Source organism: Shewanella sp. SG44-2 (assembly GCF_014164215.1).
Lineage (GTDB): Bacteria > Pseudomonadota > Gammaproteobacteria > Enterobacterales > Shewanellaceae > Shewanella > Shewanella frigidimarina.
In genome coordinates this window covers 55,250-75,882 of sequence record NZ_JACJEU010000009.1, presented here as the reverse complement: position 1 = coordinate 75,882, position 20,633 = coordinate 55,250, and the positions used below count along the sequence as shown (strand labels likewise).

16 protein-coding genes are annotated in these 20,633 nt (G+C 42.9%); 14 read left to right on the top strand and 2 right to left on the bottom strand.

Going from position 1 to position 20,633, the window contains the following annotated elements:
* Positions 1 to 21 precede the first annotated feature (21 nt).
* The 4 genes from pstB to H5181_RS09405 all read left to right on the top strand — a co-directional run bounded on the left by pstB (position 22) and on the right by H5181_RS09405 (position 2,979).
* The gene (pstB, locus tag H5181_RS09420) at positions 22 to 840 is read left to right on the top strand and encodes a phosphate ABC transporter ATP-binding protein PstB (protein WP_011636833.1); all 819 of its coding nucleotides are present in this window, start codon (positions 22 to 24) and stop codon (positions 838 to 840) included.
* Between the two features lie 48 nt (positions 841 to 888).
* Entirely contained in the window at positions 889 to 1,593 is a 705-nt protein-coding gene (phoU, locus tag H5181_RS09415; protein ID WP_041412865.1) for a phosphate signaling complex protein PhoU, read from the top strand.
* 139 nt (positions 1,594 to 1,732) lie between these two features.
* Positions 1,733 to 2,314, top strand: coding sequence for a DUF502 domain-containing protein (locus H5181_RS09410; RefSeq protein ID WP_011636835.1), 582 nt, complete (start codon positions 1,733 to 1,735; stop codon positions 2,312 to 2,314).
* 308 nt (positions 2,315 to 2,622) lie between these two features.
* Positions 2,623 to 2,979, top strand: coding sequence for a YajD family HNH nuclease (locus H5181_RS09405; RefSeq protein ID WP_041413485.1), 357 nt, complete (start codon positions 2,623 to 2,625; stop codon positions 2,977 to 2,979).
* A gap of 660 nt (positions 2,980 to 3,639) precedes the next feature.
* Here the strand turns inward: H5181_RS09405 and H5181_RS09400 are convergent.
* Entirely contained in the window at positions 3,640 to 3,867 is a 228-nt protein-coding gene (locus H5181_RS09400) for a DUF1289 domain-containing protein (RefSeq protein WP_182750875.1), read from the bottom strand.
* A gap of 79 nt (positions 3,868 to 3,946) precedes the next feature.
* Here H5181_RS09400 and H5181_RS09395 point away from each other — a divergent pair, with 79 nt between their 5' ends.
* The 6 genes from H5181_RS09395 to megL all read left to right on the top strand — a co-directional run bounded on the left by H5181_RS09395 (position 3,947) and on the right by megL (position 11,798).
* Complete coding sequence (locus H5181_RS09395) at positions 3,947 to 5,263, top strand: methyltransferase (RefSeq protein ID WP_182750874.1); 1,317 nt, start codon at positions 3,947 to 3,949, stop codon at positions 5,261 to 5,263.
* Positions 5,264 to 5,518: 255 nt separating this feature from the next.
* The gene (locus H5181_RS09390) at positions 5,519 to 6,568 is read left to right on the top strand and encodes a 3-oxoacyl-ACP synthase III (protein WP_011636839.1); all 1,050 of its coding nucleotides are present in this window, start codon (positions 5,519 to 5,521) and stop codon (positions 6,566 to 6,568) included.
* A gap of 58 nt (positions 6,569 to 6,626) precedes the next feature.
* The gene (locus H5181_RS09385) at positions 6,627 to 7,502 is read left to right on the top strand and encodes an alpha/beta fold hydrolase (RefSeq protein ID WP_182750873.1); all 876 of its coding nucleotides are present in this window, start codon (positions 6,627 to 6,629) and stop codon (positions 7,500 to 7,502) included.
* Between the two features lie 119 nt (positions 7,503 to 7,621).
* Entirely contained in the window at positions 7,622 to 9,316 is a 1,695-nt protein-coding gene (gene oleC / locus H5181_RS09380; RefSeq protein ID WP_182750872.1) for an olefin beta-lactone synthetase, read from the top strand.
* Positions 9,317 to 9,349: 33 nt separating this feature from the next.
* Positions 9,350 to 10,399 carry a 2-alkyl-3-oxoalkanoate reductase gene (gene oleD, locus H5181_RS09375; protein ID WP_182750871.1) on the top strand — a complete coding sequence of 350 codons (1,050 nt, stop codon included), beginning with the start codon at positions 9,350 to 9,352 and terminating at the stop codon, positions 10,397 to 10,399.
* A gap of 214 nt (positions 10,400 to 10,613) precedes the next feature.
* A complete protein-coding gene (gene megL, locus H5181_RS09370; protein ID WP_182750870.1) occupies positions 10,614 to 11,798 on the top strand; it encodes a methionine gamma-lyase in 1,185 nt (394 codons plus the stop codon).
* Between the two features lie 198 nt (positions 11,799 to 11,996).
* Here megL and mnmC read toward each other — a convergent pair whose 3' ends face one another.
* Complete coding sequence (gene mnmC / locus H5181_RS09365) at positions 11,997 to 14,090, bottom strand: FAD-dependent 5-carboxymethylaminomethyl-2-thiouridine(34) oxidoreductase MnmC (protein WP_259397018.1); 2,094 nt, start codon at positions 14,088 to 14,090, stop codon at positions 11,997 to 11,999.
* Positions 14,091 to 14,222: 132 nt separating this feature from the next.
* On the opposite strand from mnmC, the gene fabB reads away from it, so the two are divergent.
* The 4 genes from fabB to H5181_RS09345 all read left to right on the top strand — a co-directional run.
* Entirely contained in the window at positions 14,223 to 15,437 is a 1,215-nt protein-coding gene (gene fabB / locus H5181_RS09360; protein WP_041412867.1) for a beta-ketoacyl-ACP synthase I, read from the top strand.
* A 426-nt stretch (positions 15,438 to 15,863) separates the two neighbouring features.
* Positions 15,864 to 17,000: a 4-phosphoerythronate dehydrogenase gene (locus tag H5181_RS09355; RefSeq protein WP_182750869.1), complete on the top strand. Its 1,137-nt coding sequence runs from the start codon at positions 15,864 to 15,866 to the stop codon at positions 16,998 to 17,000.
* A gap of 188 nt (positions 17,001 to 17,188) precedes the next feature.
* A complete protein-coding gene (locus H5181_RS09350) occupies positions 17,189 to 18,205 on the top strand; it encodes an aspartate-semialdehyde dehydrogenase (RefSeq protein ID WP_182750868.1) in 1,017 nt (338 codons plus the stop codon).
* A 290-nt stretch (positions 18,206 to 18,495) separates the two neighbouring features.
* Positions 18,496 to 20,633, top strand: a 2,138-nt coding sequence (locus tag H5181_RS09345; protein ID WP_310734276.1) for a FimV/HubP family polar landmark protein, incomplete at its 3' end; no start/stop codon positions are given.

Below are 20,633 nucleotides of genomic sequence, written 5' to 3'. Positions count from 1 at the left end.
GATATCCTGAGGAAAGATAAAATGATTTCTATTGATAGTTCAGCAATGCAAACAGAAGCCGTTGATTTAGCTAATTTACCGGCACAGGATACCGCACTTGAAATTCGTAACCTTGATTTACGTTACGGTGACAAGCAAGCGCTATTTGATGTGTCGATGAAGATCCCTAAAAAACAAGTTACGGCATTTATCGGCCCAAGTGGTTGTGGTAAATCAACGCTGTTACGTTGCATTAACCGTATGAATGATTTGGTTGATAGTTGTAAAATTGAAGGTGAAATCTTACTTCATGGGCAGAATATTTATGACAAGAAAGTTGATGTCGCAGCACTACGTCGTAACGTCGGCATGGTGTTTCAGCGTCCTAACCCATTCCCTAAGTCAATTTACGAAAACGTAGTGTATGGCTTACGTTTACAAGGGTTAAGCAACCGTCGTGATTTAGACGAAGCGGCAGAGCGTTCATTACGTGGCGCAGCGATTTGGGACGAAGTGAAAGACCGTCTACACGATAATGCTTTTGGTTTATCTGGTGGTCAGCAACAACGTTTGGTGATTGCCCGTGCTATTGCTATTGAGCCAGAAGTACTGCTACTCGATGAACCAACGTCAGCACTTGACCCAATCTCGACTTTAACCATTGAAGAATTGATTACTGAGCTAAAACAACAGTATACCGTGGTGATTGTGACGCATAACATGCAACAAGCGGCTCGAGTGTCTGATCAAACGGCCTTTATGTACATGGGTGAGTTGGTTGAGTACGCTGATACCAACACCATTTTCACGACCCCTAAAAAGCGTAAAACAGAAGATTATATTACCGGTCGTTACGGTTAATCTTGCTTAAAACGCTTTTTATTAACATACAGAATTTAGGTGGGTATCATGGAAAAAATGAATTTAAGTAAACACATATCAGGTCAGTTTAATGCTGAGCTTGATGATATTCGTAATCGCGTATTAGCCATGGGCGGTCTTGTTGAGCGCCAGCTTGAGCAAGCATTGGATGCTCTGGCAACACTTGACTCAGAATTAGCGCAACAAGTGATTGAAGGCGATCATAAAGTCAATGGTATGGAAGTGGCTATTGATGAAGAGTGCACCCGTATTATTGCTAAGCGTCAACCTGCTGCCAGTGATTTACGCTTGATTTTGGCCATTTCTAAAACCATTACTGATCTTGAACGTATTGGTGATGCTTGTGTTCGTATTGCTAAAGCAGCGGTAGAAAAGCGCGCTAACAGTCAACAACCTTTATTGGTGAGTATTGAAAACATGGGGCGTCACGCCACACGTATGTTGCACTCAACGTTAGATGCATTAGCACGTATGGATGCAGACCAAGCATTTGAGTTACACAAAGAAGATGCGAAATTAGACAAGGAGTATGAAGGTATTATCCGTCAGTTGATGACTCATATGATGGAAGATCCTCGCTCAATCCCTGGTGTGTTAGACGTATTATGGGCTGCGCGTGCGGTCGAGCGTGTCGGAGACCGTTGTAAGAATATCTGTGAGTACGTGATTTACTATGTGAAAGGTAAAGACGTTCGCCATATTTCTTACGAAGAAATGGAAAAAGAGCTGTAAGAGGTCTTAACGACTTTTGAAACGCCCTATGTTGCACTGTTTATCTAACAAACAGCCCAGCATAGGGCGTTTTTGTTTAGCTGTTTTGATGGATATTTGCTATCTTTGGCGCCTAAATCTGATGTAGAAGAAAACGTTCATGAAAAATACCCTTACTCGTGGTTTAACCAATTTATTGCCTATGGTGTTGTCTATCTGGCTGTTTTGGTCACTGTTTATCTCACTAGATGGCTTAGGTAAATTATTGCTTGATATCGTGGGGGTAAAAGCGGCTTTTGTTGGCGCAGGCTTTTGTTTGGTGGCGGGTTTAGTGTTTGTTGCGGGGTTACTATTTTCAGTTAGCCCGATTGCTTGGGTTTACGGTTGGATTGAAAACCAACTGATGAAGTTTCCTTTGTTTAAATCTGTTTATGGCAGTATCCGTGATATCGCCAGTTTAATGAACCGTGACGGCCAACCTAAAACTCAAAAAACGGTATTAGTCAAACAAGCCAATGGCAGTTTTGTTGTGGGTTTTATCATGAGTGACTCAGCGCCACAGCCTCTTGCAGATGCATTGCCAGAAGGTGATTGGGTGCCAGTATTATTCCAACTCAGTTACCAAATCGCAGGGGTGACCAGTTTGGTTAAACGCGACGACCTTATTTTTGTCGACTGGTCATTTGAAGATGCGATGCGTTTTAATTTAACCGCTGGGATATCTAACAGTAAAGAAGCTTAAATAGGCTAACAACCGATTAGAGCGATAATAAGCGATAACGGGGATATCAAGCGAAAACGGCGATATCAATCGGTTATAGCGAACGTAGCACTTGTCATCCCATTTTATCGCTGTTCATCGTTTTAACTTTGCTTTTATAGCGCCTAGGCTTGAGGCTATTATATTACGCTAAGCGATCGATTATCAGCGCTTTGTCATTGTTAATTTGCGTCAGTCGCGATTAATCGTAAAATAGCTGTTACAAACAATTGCCCCAAGAGATAACAGTGATTATCCTTGGGGTAATTTTATTTATGAGTGATAAATCAATGTCAGCCAATGAAAGTAAATTAGATAAAGTATTAGCAGAAGCGAGAGACTACAAAGCCTCTCGTGAAAAAGGATATCGTGAGCAAGCGCTAAAGCTCTACCCTTGGGTATGTGGGCGTTGTACCAGAGAGTTTACTCATAAAAATTTATCTGAATTAACTGTGCATCATCGCGACCATAATCATGATAATAATCCGTCAGATGGTACTAATTGGGAGTTGTTGTGCCTGTACTGTCACGACAATGAACATTCACGCTTTGAAGAGTTGATTCGTTACGGTAGCACCAAAGAAGCCAAACAAGATGCTGCCACTTTCAATCCATTCGCAGACTTAAAAGCGATGATGAAGAAGTAGAGCTGAGACGCTAGAAGCGGTTAAGAGCGATGACAAGCGATAAAAGCCTAGGAACTAGGTCGCTTCGCGGTGAGATGCTATACAGGCAAAGTCAAAAGCTAGTAAGAACGATAAATATCGATAACAGGCGATGACAAGCGGGAAACCGCCTAGGAACTAGGTCGCTTTGCGGCGAGATGCTATACAGGCAAAGTCAAAAGCTAGTAAGAACGATAAATATCGATAACAGGCGATGACAAGCGGGAAACAGCCTAGGAGTTAGGTTGCTTCGCGGCGAGATGCTATACAGGCAATGTCAAAAGCTGGTAAGAACGATAAAAATCGATAACAGGCGATGACAAGCTGGAAACCGCCTAGGAGCTAGGTCGCTTCGCGGCGAGATGCTATACAGGCAATGTCAAAAGCTGGTAAGAGCGATAAAATCGATGACAAGCGATAAAAGCCTAGGAACTAGGTCGCTTCGCGGCGAGATGCTATAAAATCAAATTCAAAAGATACAAGCTTAGGGCTAGGTCCCATCATGGAAATACTTCTGAGCAGGGATCTGCTTGATGTTTTACCGTTGTTATAGAAGCGAAGCGCACTAGCTGGACGCAGTCCGCCCTAGCATCTAGGTTTGTTACCGCTTGTAATCGCTCGTTATCACATTTTATCTCAACGTTACCGCTTGATTCGCTTTTCAGCTTCTAACCACTTAGCTCTCGACAATGTTTGACTGTTACCGTCACCTGAAAATAGCTGTTTTCTATCGGCTAATTTATCGCAAATCTGTTTTTTTTGTTCATCACTTGCTTGTGACCAAATCACAATTTCATCAATGTGACGAAAACAGCCCATACAATAATCGTCAGCATTTAGGCCACAACGGGCGACACAAGGTGAGTGCATAGTTTACAATTCCAGTCCGGCGATTTAATGACTCGCATCCTATCATTTCAATCGGCTAAGGTTAACTACAAGTCTCAATATGTCAGTAATCAAATATCAACAGACCTTTAATGTCATAGACTCATTTCTACATGGCCTAAAACCCTTATGGCAGCTGGTCGCGTTTGAGTGTGACCACTTACCTTGGCAACACGCATTTCCACATTTAGCCCAAACGGTATGGCAACTTGATGATGCTGAAATTGATATACTCGATTCTGATCAACAACATCTTGTTGATGCATTATTACCAAGTTTAATTGCAGACATACAGCAAGGTCAGTTTGCAAACAAAGATCAACTGATTAATCAATTAAGCTTGTTAGTCATCACTTTGCCTACAAGTGCCACTAACAGTGACGATGCGCAAGATGTGCCTTACATTGAACCGCTTGCTAATGAACATCAAAATAGCGATTTAGCGCATTTTAGTGCTCACATTAAAGGTCGTAAATGGCAACAAATCAGCGCGTTTGCGGAGCAAGTTGATCCACAACATCATCCCCAATTACCTCTGTTACCTATCTTGGAGTGGTGTGCGGGTAAAGGACATTTAGGCCGATTAGTGACTAAGCAGCAAAAGGTTGAGGTAACGAGTATTGAGTGGCAAGCGAGTTTGTGCGCACAAGGCCAGGTTTTTGCAAAACAATGGCAATTAGCACAAACTTTTATTTGTGCTGATGCTTTTGCGCCAATCGACTCAAGTAAACCGCTATTGTTAATTGACCAACATGCTATAGCATTGCACGCTTGTGGTGATTTACACGTTCGACTACTCAAACTTGCTGTATCGGCAGGCACTCGGGTGCTGTCTATTTCACCATGCTGTTATCATTTGATTGAAGATACACATTATCAACCGCTATCGGCTTTAGCCAAAGTGAGTGCGGTCAAACTGTCAAAGCATGACTTACAGCTGCCATTGCAACAAAGCGTTATTGCTGGCACCAAAAAACAAACATTACGTAATCAAGAGATATCATGGCGCTTAGGTTTTGACAGTTTGCAACGAAAAATACGCGATATAGATGCTTATTTATCGGTGCCGACCATTAAAAAAAGTCAGCTTAGTGGCAATTTTAGTGACTTTTGCCAGTGGGCAGCAAATCAAAAGCATTTAGTTATATCCAGTGAGATTAATTTGAGCCATTATTTGCGCCGTGGAATCGAACGACAAAGACTTACTAAGCGAATCGATTTAGTCGCTCATTTATTTCGTCGAGCCTTGGAGCATTGGCTGTTGCTCGATCGAGTGTGTTTTTTACAAGAGCAGGGATATCAAGTTACGTTGACTGAATTTTGTGCAAACAGTGTTACACCACGAAATGCGCTGATCCAAGCAATTAAAACAAACTAATAGCAGTCTTTGTCACAAAACTGCAAATTAAACCTTTGTTTATACTAGTCTATTTGCCCTAAAACTGTGAAAATCAACAAACTAGTTAATCAAATAATAAAATTTAACCACAATATATTATCCACATTACCGCATTGGCTTGCTGTTTTTGATTGAATAATTAAGCCATTCTTGTTCAAATGGCGGGTTAATAACGAATAACAACTATTCTAGTGGCTTTTGGGCTTGCTAGAGCGAAGCGAATTATACGGTTTAATGAAATATTCACGCGTCTTTATCAATAGTCTGGCTTATGAGCTAGCACCACAAGTAGTGTCGAGTAGCGATTTAGAATCTCGCTTGGCCCCACTTTATCAAAAGTTTCGTATTCCGATGGGGCAACTTGCCGCATTAACCGGAATTACCGAGCGTCGTTGGTGGCCTAAAGGTCATCGTTTATCAGACGGCGCTATTGCTGCTGCACGTAAAGCCGTGAATGAAACCGGCATTAATGTCAGCGACTTAGGTGCCGTGGTATACACTGGTGTGTGTCGTGATCAACACGAACCCGCAACCGCTTGCCGTATTGCTGCCGAACTTGGCGTGTCTAAAGACACTGCCATTTATGACATCAGCAATGCTTGTTTAGGGGTGTTGTCGGGTATTTTGGATATTGCCAATCGTATCGAACTTGGTCAAATCAAAGCAGGAATGGTTGTGTCGTGCGAATCTGCACGAGACATCGTCGATGCCACAATTGACCACATGCTAGCCGAACCGACAATGCAAAACTTTGCCCAGTCATTGGCAACGCTTACGGGCGGTTCAGGCGCAGTTGCTGTTATTTTAACTGACGGCAGCTTGCCACTCACCACCACGCGTCAGCATCAGCTATTAGGTGCCAGTCATTTGTCTGCACCAGAGCATCACCAATTGTGTCAATGGGGCCTACAAGAAGCTGGGCACTTATTATATCGCGAGTTTATGCGTACCGATGCAGTTACCTTGCTTAAAGAAGGCGTAGAGCTTGCTAAGCACACTTGGGAGCATTTCCTAGAGCAGCGTGATTGGGTTGTTGAGCAAGTTGATAAAGTGATTTGTCACCAAGTAGGTGCATCAAACCGCCGACAAGTGCTAAATGCATTAAACATCCCCCACGAAAAAGAATATCCCACCTATCAAACCTTAGGCAACATGGGCACGGTTTCACTACCGGTTACTGCTGCAATTGCCCACGATGAAGGTTTTTTACGTGTTGGCGACCAAGTCAGCTTTTTAGGGATAGGCAGTGGTTTGAACTGCATGATGTTAGGAATTAAGTGGTAAGCCTTGGGCTGCACTGAGTTTTTGCATATCATTATAAAAATAGTTAACAGGATGCATCATGCTAGACAACTTACTGCCATTCAAAAGTCATTATTTAGACCGTAACGGCAATAAACTACATTACATAAACGAAGGCCAAGGCGAGCCAGTCGTTATGGTGCACGGTAATCCTAGTTGGAGTTACTACTACCGTAATTTAGTGAGCGCGTTGAGCGATAAGCATCAGTGTATTGTGCCAGACCATATTGGTTGCGGCTTATCAGACAAACCCGATGATCCACAATACGATTACACCCTAAAAAACCGTATTGATGACTTAGAAGCCTTGCTTGACAGCCTTGATGTAAAACAAAACATCACCCTAGTGTTACACGACTGGGGCGGTATGATTGGAATGGGCTTTGCGGCTCGTCATCCTGAGCGCATCAAACGCATTGTGTGTTTAAACACGGCAGCGTTTCATCTTCCTAAAACTAAGCCTTTTCCCTGGGCATTGTGGATTTGCCGCGAAACCTTACTCGGCACCTTGTTGGTTCGTGGTTTAAATGCATTTTCATCAGCAGCCTCGTATGTGGGTGTTAAACGCAAACCCATGTCTAAAGAAGTGCGTGAAGCTTACGTAGCGCCGTTTGATTCGTGGAAAAATCGTATTTCGACCTTACGTTTCGTACAAGACATTCCACTCAAACCTGGCGACAGAAACTACGACCTAGTGACTAGCATTGGCGATAGCTTAAGCGAGTTTGCTGAAGTACCGACATTGATTTGTTTTGGTTTACAAGATTTTGTATTCGATAAGTATTTTTTAGAAGAATGGCGACAGCGAATGCCTCACGCAACGGTGCACGAGTTTGCTGACTGCGGTCATTACATCCTTGAAGATGCCAGCGACGAAGTGATTGGCTTAATTAAAGACTTTATCGCAAAAAATTAATTACACCCTAAAAGGCTCATTTGAGCCTTTTAGCTATTTAATCGTCTAAAATTATCTATATGTTGGCGTTTTTGATAGCCAGCATATGCGTTATTCACATTAGCCCAAAATGAAGCCACATGACCCAAACCTCTGCACCTGCTAATGCCAATATCTGTCAGCACCTTAAAACGGCTGCGCAAACTATGCCTGCCGGACTTGCTGTTGCTGTCCAACACGCTAAGCAAGGCCAATTCGATTATCAAGAAATCGACTTTGTTACCTTACATCAACAATCGGATATGATCGCCAAAGGGCTTATTCAGTACGGCATTAAACGCGGCATGAAAGCGGTGTTGATGGTGACGCCGAGCATTGAGTTTTTTTCGTTAACGTTTGCCTTGTTCAAAGCCGGTATCATCCCCATTTTAGTTGACCCTGGTATGGGTATTAAAAACCTTAAACAGTGTTTTGCAGAGTCGCAACCGGATGCGTTTATCGGCATCCCTAAAGCGCATATTGCTAGGCGGGTTTTGGGGTGGGGCAAAGGCAGTGTTAAGCAGGTGATTAATGTCGGTGGTTCAGCCATTCAACGTTTGTTAGCTAATGCAACGAGTCTCGAAACTATTACTGAAATTGGCCGTAATACCGCTCATCCGCTGGAAATGGCATTGTTAAAGCCAGATGATATGGCGGCCATTTTGTTTACCAGTGGCAGTACTGGCACACCCAAAGGCGTGGTTTATAGCCATGCGATGTTTGAAGCTCAAATTAGCGCACTTAAACACGATTACGGTATTGCACCTGGAGAGCGAGACTTAGCTACCTTCCCGCTGTTTTCATTATTTGGCCCTGCATTAGGCATGGCATCCATTGTGCCAGACATGGATGCCAGCAAACCCATTACCGCCAACCCAGCCCATTTGTTTGCGGCAATCGAGCACTATCAATGCAGCAACATGTTTGTGAATCCTGCATTGTTAGAGCGATTAGGCCAAGCTGGTGAGCAAAGCCAGCATAAACTCACTAGCGTTAAGCGAGTGATATCAGCAGGTGCTCCGGCAACCATTAGCTCAATCAAACGTTTTAGCAAAATGCTCAACCCACAGGCTGAAGTACTTAACTCTTACGGTGCGACAGAATCGTTACCCATCAGCATGATTGGCAGCCATGCGTTGTTTGCGACCAGCGAACTGACCGATCAAGGTAAGGGCATTTGTGTTGGTAAACCAATATCGTCGGTAAGCGTTGATATTATTGCGATTACAGATAAGGCCCAACCTCATTGGGCTGAAGTCAAAAAACTTGCCACCAATGAAATTGGTGAAATTGTCGTGAGCGGCCCAATGGTCAGCCAAGCCTATTATCAACGTCAACATGCCACTGAGTTAGCTAAAATCAACGATGGTGAACACGTTAAGCATCGGATGGGTGACGTAGGATATTTAGACGATAACGGCTTATTATGGATGTGTGGTCGTAAAGGTCATATTGTTGATGCTACGCGTGGTCAACAAAGAATCAAACGCTTTTACACCTTACCTTGTGAGCGCGTATTTAACACCCATCCGCAAGTAAAACGTTCAGCCATTGTGGGTGTTAAGGTGGGCAATAATACCGTGCCGGTATTGTGCATTGAACTACAAAAAGACATCGTATGCTCAACCTCTAAAGCACTCTATCAAGAGTTATTAGTCATAGCAGAACAATATCCGCATACCGAAGGAATAGGACGCTTTTTAATTCATCCTGAATTTCCGGTTGATGTGCGTCATAACGCAAAAATATTCAGAGAAAAACTTGCTGTTTGGGCACAAAAACAGTGGAAAGAATAAAGCTCGTCTTAGAGTAAGAATAAGGTATTAATAATGGATCTGACAGATTTACATCCTCTTGAGCAAGCAGCGCTTACGCAATTATCATTGTCGGTCAACAAAGTGTTTGTAACCGGAGCAGGCGGCTTTTTAGGATTGGCGATTTGTCAGCGATTATTGGCAGTAGGTATTCAGGTGGTGGGCTTTGCCCGTGGTGATTACCCAAGACTGGTTGATCTGGGCGTCGATATGCGCCAAGGCGATATCAGCGACTACGATAACGTTAAACAAGCCATGCAAGGCTGTGACTTAGTGTTTCATGTGGCATCAAAGGCTGGCGTGTGGGGCAGTAAGCAAAGTTATTACTCGCCTAATGTTGATGGCGCAAATAATATTATTAATGCCTGTAAAGCGCTTAATATTCAACGTTTAGTCTACACCAGCACCCCAAGTGTGACCTTTGCAGGGCGTGACGAAAACGGCATTAATGAATCAGCGCCTTACGCTGACACATACCTCAATTACTACGGCGAATCTAAAGCCATCGCAGAGCAACATGTGCTTGCCGCTAATTCTGCTCAACTTCACACTACAGCCTTACGACCACATTTGATTTGGGGACCAAACGATCCTCATCTCGTGCCAAGAGTCATTGAACGTGCGCGGGCAGGGCGACTAAAGTTAGTTGGCCATGAAGACAAACTGGTCGATACCATTTATGTTGATAACGCAGCTTATGCTCATGTTTTAGCGGCGTTAGATTTAGTCACTAATGCTAAGTGCGCAGGTAAAGCGTATTTTTTAAGTAATGATCAACCCATTACCATGGCAGATATGCTTAATCGTATTCTAGCCAGTGTTGATTTACCGCCAGTAACCAAGCGCGTGCCAGCCGGTGTTGCTTACAGTGCAGGTGTGGTGCTTGAAACCGTATATGGTTTGCTGAATAAATCGCAAGAACCCATCATGACTCGTTTTGTTGCAAGACAACTCTCAACCAGCCATTACTTTGACATCAGCGCAGCCAAACAAGACTTAGGTTATCAACCGCTTGTTAGCATTGATCAAGGTATGCAAAAGCTGAAGCAATCACTCACAAGTTAGGCTAGCCCATTTTCATTGCGTGAACTGCATATGCAAGTGAATGGTCTAAACGATGTAAACAGCTGTTTGTAAAATTGTTTTTACATCACTTTGTGGGTTATTTTTCAACAATCACTTGGTTATATTTTATTCCACTGTATCTTAAATTCCGACCACCACAACAATAACCCCAAAGAGGGTAACAACTCATAACAAGGTGGCGCAGGGAGAAGCAATGCAAGATAACAATCAGGGTAAATGGAACTTAGCCACATTAGCCATTCATGGCGGACATCAACGCGAAGCCTTTGGCTCACTCACCACACCTTTATATCAAACAGCCACCTTTGTATTTGATACTGCCGAACAAGGCGGAGCACGTTTTGCAGGTGAAGAGCCGGGTTATATTTATACTCGCCTTGGTAACCCAACCACCGCAGAACTTGAACGTAAAATGGCGCTGCTAGAAGGCGCAGAAGACGCAGCTGCAACCGCATCTGGCATGGCGGCAGTATCAAGTGCATTATTAACTCATTTGCATGCAGGCGATCACTTAATCGCATCTAAAGCGGTTTATGGTTGTACGTTCGCGCTGATGACCACTCAGCTAACCCGCTTAGGCATTACGAGTACATTAGTCGACTTCACCGACATGAACGCAGTAGAGGCGGCCATCAAGCCAAACAGCAAAGTGCTGTTCTGCGAAACACCAGTAAACCCACATTTACAAGTATTCGATCTTACCGCCATGGCCAACGTCGCCAAAGCGCACAATCTAGTATCAATCGTCGATAACACCTTTATGACACCACTATTGCAGCAACCGTTAGCGTTAGGCATCGACATGGTGATCCACAGTGCGACCAAGTACTTAAACGGCCATGGTGATGTAATCGCGGGTATTGTGTGCGGTAATGCAGAACACATGCACAGATTAAAATACGAAATATTAAAAGACTTTGGTGGCGTGATATCACCACACGACGCTTGGTTAATTTTACGCGGTTTAAAAACCCTAGACGTACGCTTAACTCGTCATTGCGATAACGCAGAAGTGTTAGCTGAATTTTTAGATAAACACTCTAAATTCAGCCAGGTCTTTTACCCAGGCTTAGAACACCACCAAGGTCATCGCTTCATTGGTAACCAAATGAAACGCGCCGGCGGCGTTATCGCATTTGAGTTAAAAGGCGATAAGCAAGATGCCATCAACTTTGTTAACCGTGTAAAGCTATTTACCATCGCCGTAAGCTTAGGCGACGCCGAATCACTTATTCAACACCCAGCATCAATGACCCATTCACCCTACACTCCAGAGGCACGATTAGCCGCAGGTATCACCGACAATTTACTGCGTATCTCAGTTGGCTTAGAGAATGTAGAAGATTTAATCGCAGATATAGAACAAGCGTTAACGTGAAACAAAAGGTTAAAATAGTACGCTGCGCTTAAGTTAATTACGTGGCGTTTATTTTTATGGAAAACAAAACCTTCAAAGTACTGAATATTGGCTATTAGTAAATATAAATCGATAAAAATGAATGTTTCTTTGGTCATTCAGCTTTGAACCCGTTTTCCATTTATTACTAAATGACAGCCGCCTGACATTTTACGCTATTTATATCAAAGCCTTTCCTTTTAGCAATTTACGCAGCCACATTCTGTTGGGGCTAAGCAAAGCTTGTAGCTCTAGGCTTAATGGTGATAGTTCGCCACATAGATTTGCTGCTAAGCATTCGGCGACTAATGGGCCTGAGCTTAGGCCGCGTGAGCCTAGTCCTCCTAACACATATAACCCGTCATAAATTGGTGCTGGTGTTGTTTGCCAGTAATGTTGCCATAGACTGGGTTTGTCTTTCGATTGCTGTTGAACAGCATAGCGTGTAAATAACGCTTCAACATCAGGCGCACAACCCATTACCGGGAAGTGATCGCGACTGACCATCCTGACGCCAACTCTGGCATCGTTGTTTGAAACATCAATATCATTAGGCCAGTTTGAATTAGGAAAGTTTTGTTGCATTTTAAGGCTATTTTCATGCTGCTCTATCGGGCAAAAGTCAAGATGTTGTGGGTCTTTTACATAACTGGCTCCAACGCAATGTAGTTGGTTATGTTGTGGGGTTAAATAACCATTGGCGCAGATAACAGTATTAAGCTGTGCTAGCTCACCTTGTGGCGGTACATGGCTAACTTGACCTCTAAAACCTGTAATTGGTAGATTTTTTGTCTGCTTATACTGAGTAAGTTGAGCTCCTGAGGCGATGACAACCTGTTCGTAGGTTGCTATAGGGGTATTGTCTTCGGCGCTAAACAGTTGCCAGCCAGATGAGTGTGATTCAAGTGAGCTAATGTCGCTATTATAGACAATGCGAACTTTGGTTAATGTTTGTGCTTTGGCAATACTTGCTTGTGCGAATTCAAACGGACAAGCCCAACCGCCTAATGGATAATAAAAGCCAGGTTTATCAATATCGACGTTAGCAAGTTGTGTGGCTTTATGTGGACTTACTGCAAAAGCAATTTCAGTTGGCCATGCTTGGCCATCAATAATTTTATCCAATCTTGTTTGGCTACGTTGATCGAAACCTGTATGTAATACACCACACCACTCATGTCCTATGTCATATCCATTATCAACTAAGGCCTGAATTCTGCGTCGACTGTATAGAAAGGCTTGTTGGAAAAATTGACTTAGCGAGCCATTTTCGGGGGTAAGCAGGGGATAAATAGCACCTTGTTTGTTGCCTGATGCGCCTTGTCCTAATGTGTCATCTTTGCAATAAATAATCACATCTTTGCCGCGTTCAGCCAGAGACAAGGCAAGACTTGCAGAAGCGATACCGCCACCTATAATAGCTATAGGGCTGTTGTTATTAGAATGTAACGGTGGCAATGGGTTATAAGCAAACTGTTGCTGTAGTTGTTGTCTTAGCGCGTTACGTTCTGCGATAGCAATGTCATCAGTCGATTTGAATGATGTGGAGGATAAAAATCCGCAAAATGCTAGTTGCTTTTTGATAGTTGGAGCAATATTTTCGTCATTTGTGCTAGCCGCTAAAAATGTTGCATTATCAACACTGAGTCGACCATATTCCCAAACTGAACGTTGATGAAAATATTGATCTGAATGAGCCTCTTGGTTCGTATGGGGTAGGGCAAACCAATGTGTTATCCTTTGTTTATTCGGCGTAGCAATGGTTTTGGCTTGCGCTAGTGGCGAACCTTGATACAGGTCAATGATAATTTGGTTTTGGAGTAGACTCAGCCGCTGGCAACCTTCGATGGCTGCAATTTCACCATTGAGTAATGCTTGGGTAAAATCGAATAAATGATGGTCTGAATCAAGTAGCCCTTGTTGTTGCCATGTATGTTGCAGTTGCTTACGGTTTACTGGGCCTTGTTCAAATACACTGATGTGAATTCGAGTTTGTTGCTGTATCAAAGGATTTTGCAAGTTAGCCTCTTGTAAGGCTGCCAGTAATAGTATTATTTCGTGGCCATCGCCAAAACCGAGTTGGCCTAGCGTTAGTAAATGTGGTTGAGTATTTGTGGCTGCTATTTTATCGTCACTGCTTTGCAATACTTCGGCGATATACTGCTTAACAATGTGGGAATATCGGCTATTTTGATTGACGTTGTTGCCCAGTAATTCACAAATATGCAACTCGTGTAAGTTCGGGGATACAGATAATAAAGGTGTTTTATTCAAAATGTTTTACTCAGGGCCGATAACTTGGCATTATTTTACCTGCGTTTATGGAAAGCTGACCACTTAATTGCTTCAAAGCAGCTATGATTGCCGCAATTAAGTACCGACATGTACCAAATGGATAGCATAAAAATGAAAAGAGTCGTGATCACCGGAATGGGTGTTGTTTCAAGTATCGGTAATAACAAGCTAGAAGTGACTGAGTCACTTAAAGCGGGTCGTAGCGGTATTACTCACTCGGCACAGTTTGAAGAAATGCAATTACGTAGCAAAGTTTGGGGTGACATTAAAATGAACCCAGCTGATCATATCGATCGTAAAGCACTTCGCTTTATGGGCGATGCTGCTGCATATGCTTACATTGCTATGCAGGAAGCGATTGCTGATGCTAACCTAACAGAAGAGCAGTATTCTAATTTCCGTGTCGGTTTGATTGCTGGTACGGGTGGCGCTTCTTCAAAAAACCAAGTTCAGGCAGCTGATACACTTCGTGAAAAAGGTGTTAAGCGTGTAGGCCCTTATATTGTGCCTCGTATTATGTCTAGTACTGCAAGTGCTTGCTTGGCGACACCATTTAAAATTAAAGGTACGAGCTATTCAATCAGTTCAGCTTGTGCCACTTCAGCTCATTGTATTGGCCATGCTGTTGAACTTATCCAAATGGGTAAGCAAGATATGGTATTTGCTGGTGGTGCTGAAGAAGTTGATTGGACACTCACCATGGGCTTTGATGCCATGGGAGCACTATCGACTAAGTACAATGACACGCCTGAAAAAGCGTCACGTACATATGATGCAGATCGTGATGGTTTTGTTATTTCTGGCGGCGGCGGAATTGTTGTTGTTGAAGAATTAGAACATGCCTTAGCACGTGGTGCGAAGATTTATGCTGAGATTGTTGGTTACGGTGCCACATCTGACGGCTACGACATGGTTGCTCCGTCTGGTGAAGGTGCCGTGCGTTGTATGCAGATGGCACTTGCAGATGTAGACACGCCAGTTGATTACATCAACACTCATGGTACTTCTACTCCTGTAGGCGACATGCGTGAACTTGAAGCATTACGTGAAGTGTTTGGCGATAACATGCCTCCAATCGCATCGACTAAATCAATGACAGGTCATGCTTTAGGTGCTGCGGGTGTACATGAAGCGATTTACAGCTTAATTATGATGGAAGACAGTTTTATTGCTCCAAGCATTAACATTGACAACCTAGATGAAAAAGCAGCTGGCATGCCAGTGGTTCGTCAAATGCGTGAAGCTGAATTGAACACCATCATGAGCAACAGTTTTGGTTTTGGTGGCACTAACGCAACGTTAGTCATGCGTAAATTTAAAGCATAAAACGTTATTAGTGGGTTAACCCGCGAATGATTTCAAAGCCAGCATCGGAAACGATACTGGCTTTTTTGTTGCCTTTTAAACAAGTGGCTAGAGAAAAATCGGTGACAGGCGATTACAAGCGAACGCTGCGCTTATGGAAAGGCTAAATGCCTAGATGCTAGTTCGATTCGCGGCTAGAAGTTATAAAAACGAAAGCGACTTAAGCGTATATCGGAGTTATTTGTCGGTTGTTTCTGATGTTAACTGCTTAGCTTTTATAGCCGCAAAGCGAACTAGCAGGACTAAGTCCGCTCTAGCATCTAGGTATAGTCAGCGATAATAATCAGCGCTATTTGCCATGACGGACTAGGTGAATTTGGTATAAGATACGGGTTATAAAAAAACGCGATGTGATGTCGTTAAACTCGCAGTGAATAAGATACCCAAATGAAAATAATTGCCGATGAAAACATGCCTTATGTTGATGCCTTGTTTGGCTATTTAGGCAAGATTGAATATGTAAATGGCCGAACCTTGACGCCTAAACAAGTCGAAGATGCCGACGTGTTATTGGTGCGTTCGGTGACGAAAGTGAATGCAGAGTTAATTAAAAATGCACATAAACTGAAATTTGTGGGTAGTGCGACGATTGGTACCGATCATGTAGATGTTGATTATCTTTCGTTGCGCAATATTTATTTTACTAATGCTCCTGGGTGTAATGCGACGGCCGTGGGTGAGTACGCATTTATTGCCATGCTGGAGTTAGCGCAACGTTTCGGAGAGTCTTTAGCCGGTAAAGTTGTGGGGATTGTCGGGGCTGGTAATACCGGCACTGCAGCCGCGAAGTGTATGCAAGCTTATGGGCTAAAAGTATTGTTGTGCGACCCCATTAAAGCATTGCAAGGTGATACTCGTGAGTTTGTGTCACTAGACACTATTATTGAGCAAGCCGATATAATCAGTCTGCATGTGCCTATCACCAAAGACGGTGAGCATAAAACCTGGTACTTATTTGATGAAGCCCGACTGAATAAGTTAAAACCCAATACCTGGTTACTAAATTGCTGTCGAGGAGAGGTGATTGATAACCGAGCGTTGATCAAATTTAAACAGCAGCGCGATGACGTAAAGCTGGTACTTGATGTGTGGGAAGGTGAGCCTAACCCAATGGCCGAATTAGTCGCCTTGGCAGAGTTTGCTACGCCGCATATTGCTGGTTATAGCCTTGAAGGCAAAGCCCGCGGAACGTTTATGTTGTATCAAAAATGGTGTGAATTACTCGATTTTCCGGTAAAAAAATCATTAGAGAGTTTATTACCGACATTTCAATTTAATCAAATTGTCAGTCAAGGTGATTTAACCGAAAGCCAATTGCTGAAATTGTCGCGTTTAGTTTATGATTTACGTGACGACGACGTTAACTTTAGAGGGTGTTTCTCAACAGCTACAGGTTTTGATTTAATGCGTAAAAACCACACTTATCGTCGTGAATATAGTGCTATCTCGTTAGCTCAATCTGTGGACTATTTATCTGATGGTAAGATAGACCCATCGATGTTGAGTGCTTTAGGCTTTAATTAATTAGTGTCATTATATACGGCCAATATAGCCAATAGAATGCAGATTGAGCCTAAAAAACAGTAATTTTAGCCAGTTGAGAAAAAATCACTTCAAAGTCGGCTTTTTTAGTACATTAACCCTAGTAAAGCATAACTAAACTAGGGTAGATTGATTGTTCAAACTGGATAATATGGAGTCGAGCGTTAATTATGTCTCAGGAATTTAATGTAGTCGTTTTAGGTGCATCGGGCGCAGTGGGTCAAACAATGATTGAGATCCTCGAGCAGCGTAATTTTCCGGTTGCTAAGTTGTTTCCATTAGCGAGCAGTCGCAGTGCTGGCGAAACGGTCAGTTTTCACGGTAAACAAGTTGAAATTCTTGACGTAGAAACGTTTGATTGGACCCAAGCACAAATTGGCTTCTTTTCTGCTGGTGGCGATGTGTCTGCTAAATGGGCGCCGATTGCGGGTGACGCGGGTTGTGTAGTTATCGATAACACTTCACATTTTCGTTACGACGTAGATGTGCCACTGGTGATACCAGAAGTTAACCCAGAAGCCATTGCTGATTTCCGCAATCGCAATATCATCGCTAATCCTAATTGTTCAACGATTCAGATGTTAGTGGCTCTTAAGCCTATTTATGATGCTTTTGGTATTTCACGTATTAACGTGGCGACGTATCAGTCAGTATCTGGAACAGGTAAAAAGGCGATTGATGAACTAGCGGGTCAAAGTGCTAAATTATTGCAAGGTTTACCGTCAGAGCCGACAGTTTATCCAAAGCAAATTGCCTTTAACGTATTGCCTCAAATTGATGTGTTTATGGAAAATGGCTACACCAAAGAAGAAATGAAAATGGTGTGGGAAACGCAGAAAATTTTTGGTGATGACGAAATTGTTGTTAATCCAACGGCTGTGCGTGTGCCTGTTTTTTATGGTCACTCTGAGGCTATTCATATTGAAACTCGTCAACCTGTTGATGCAGAAGATGTTAAAGCCGTTTTACGTGATGCACCAGGCGTAGAATTGTTTGATGATGATAGCGAATATCCAACAGCGGTAACTGAAGCTGCAGGTAATGATCCTGTTTATATTGGTCGCGTTCGTAAAGATATTTCACACTCTCACGGTATAAATTTATGGGTTACTGCCGATAACATTCGTAAGGGTGCTGCATTAAACAGCGTACAAATTGCCGAGATTTTGATTAGAGATTACTATTAATTACGCTTTAACAATGTGTAATGACTTAGTCAACAACGCGATTTAGTTTAAAAAGCCTGCAATGCGCAGGCTTTTTCCGTTTTACTGAGCCCAATAGTAGCAGGTGCGGTGAATCTAGTTTATAGTCGTAAACATATCATTTTTAACATCAATAGCATTGAAAAAGCCTGCAAAATTGGCTCACGATTGATGTGACTAGATACAGTTAACGACCATAATATTAACGATAAAAATTGCCTAAAGCCTGTTGCCAAGTCGGTAACTCAATAGCGCTAAAAGGGAAGGATGGGATGACTTTGCGTACTTCATATATTGTGGGTTTGATTGCCTGCACAGCCGTTGGCTTAACCAGTGTACAAATTATTGAGTCTGCGCATGCAGAAACGCTGAAAATTACTGGCCCCAACGGTGAGGTTAAACAACAAGCGAAACGCCAATATGGTCCAACAACATCAAGAGATACGTTTTGGAGTATTGCGCAAAAAGTCAGACCCAGCGATAAGGTCAGTGTTTACCAAGTGATGGCAGCGTTGTTTGACGCTAATCCACATGCTTTTAGTGGTAATAATTACAATACATTAGAGCGAGGGATGATATTACTTGTTCCGTCTGTTGATGTAATAGCCGCAATTCCCAATGATGTCGCTAAACGCCGTGCAGAACAAGATGACCGCCGTGCTAGCAGACAAACCCAGCCTCGTCCCGTCATTAATAATAAACCTATTCAATCTCCTATAGTCGAAACGCCTAAAAAGCCTACCGTTTCAAAACCACTACAAATAGTGCAGCAAACACCTGCTGTAGAAGTACAAACCAAAGCGATTACAGAGGCCAATGCCGTTGTCGTAAATGACCTCAATAGCACCTTAGATAAAGCCAATGCAAAAACCTTGATGCTGACCGATGAGCTTGCGCGTGCACAAGATGAATTAATGGTCAGCAACAATGACAATCAAGTGTTGAAAAACAAAATTGAACAAATGTCATTAAACATTTCCTCACTTGAAGAAGATCTACAACTATTACGCGAGAAATATGAAGGGTTAAGTTTAGAAAATAAAAAACTTGTAGATCAAACTGAAAATGTGGAACCCGTTGTAGAAGAACCCACTGACTTTTGGCGCAGCCTAATGGATAACACCATTTTGTTGATCATTGCTGCATCGATTCCTCTGTTAATCATCTTCGGGCTTATTTTCTGGTTACTTAGTCGCCGTAATAAAAAAAATCAGCAGTCTGAAGTAAAAACAGCAACCCAGTCTGAACAAGAGTCTGCAGCTGCAACAGACCGCGATGACTTAGATGACTCTGATGATATTGTGGTCCATTTAGATTCAAGCGATGAAGAGTCAATTGATGATTTATTGGATTTAGACAGCGTAGATTTACAGCCTGAAATCCAGATGGAAGGTGATGCCGAAATGGATATGGCATCAGATATGTTTGTTAGTGAAACCGAAACAGAAATAGAAGATGAGGAAGGGACCTCATTAGATGATTTATGGGCAGAGGCGATGGAAGATCAAGATTCTGATCTTGAACCTCTTGAAGATGACGATGATCTCGACAGTCTACTGGCTGGATTAGATGACAAGCCAGCTGCAACCCTAAATTCTGCTGCACCAGAAGATGATTTAGACAGTTTGTTGGCGGGTTTAGATGAAGATACAGAACAAGATGAGCTAGATGCTTCAGCAGAAAATGATATTGACTCGCTATTAGCTGAGTTTGATATGCCAGCTGAATCGGACGATGCTGCCGCCGAAGAACCGGTGAAATCAGCTGAAACAAGTGCGGAAGATGATATCGACTCACTATTGGCTGAATTTGACATGCCAGCAGAGTCAGATGATGTTGCCGCTGCCGCAGCAGTAATATCAGCTGAAGCAAAGGCTGATGATGATATCGATGCATTGTTAGCTGAGTTTGATATGCCAGCAGAGCCAGATGATGTGGCCGCCGAAACACCGGTAAAATCAGCTGAAGCAAAAGCGGATGACGATATCGATGCATTGTTAGCTGAGTTTGATATGCCAGCGGAGTCGGATGATGTTGATACCGAAACACCGGTCAAATCAGCTGAAGCAAACGCGGATGACGATATCGATGCATTGTTAGCAGAGTTTGATATGCCAGCGGAGCCAGATGATGTGGCCGCCGAAACGCCGGTAAAATCAACAGAAGCAAACGCGGAAGACGATATCGATGCATTGTTAGCTGAGTTTGATATGCCAGCGGAGCCAAATGATGTGGCCGTTGAAGAACCGCAAATATCAGCTGAAACAAAGGCCGATGACGATATCGATGCATTGTTGGCTGAGTTTGATATGCCAGCTGAATCGGACGATGTTGCTGTTGAAGAATCAGTAAAATCAGCAGAAACAAAGGCGGATGACGATATTGATGCATTGTTGGCTGAGTTTGATAT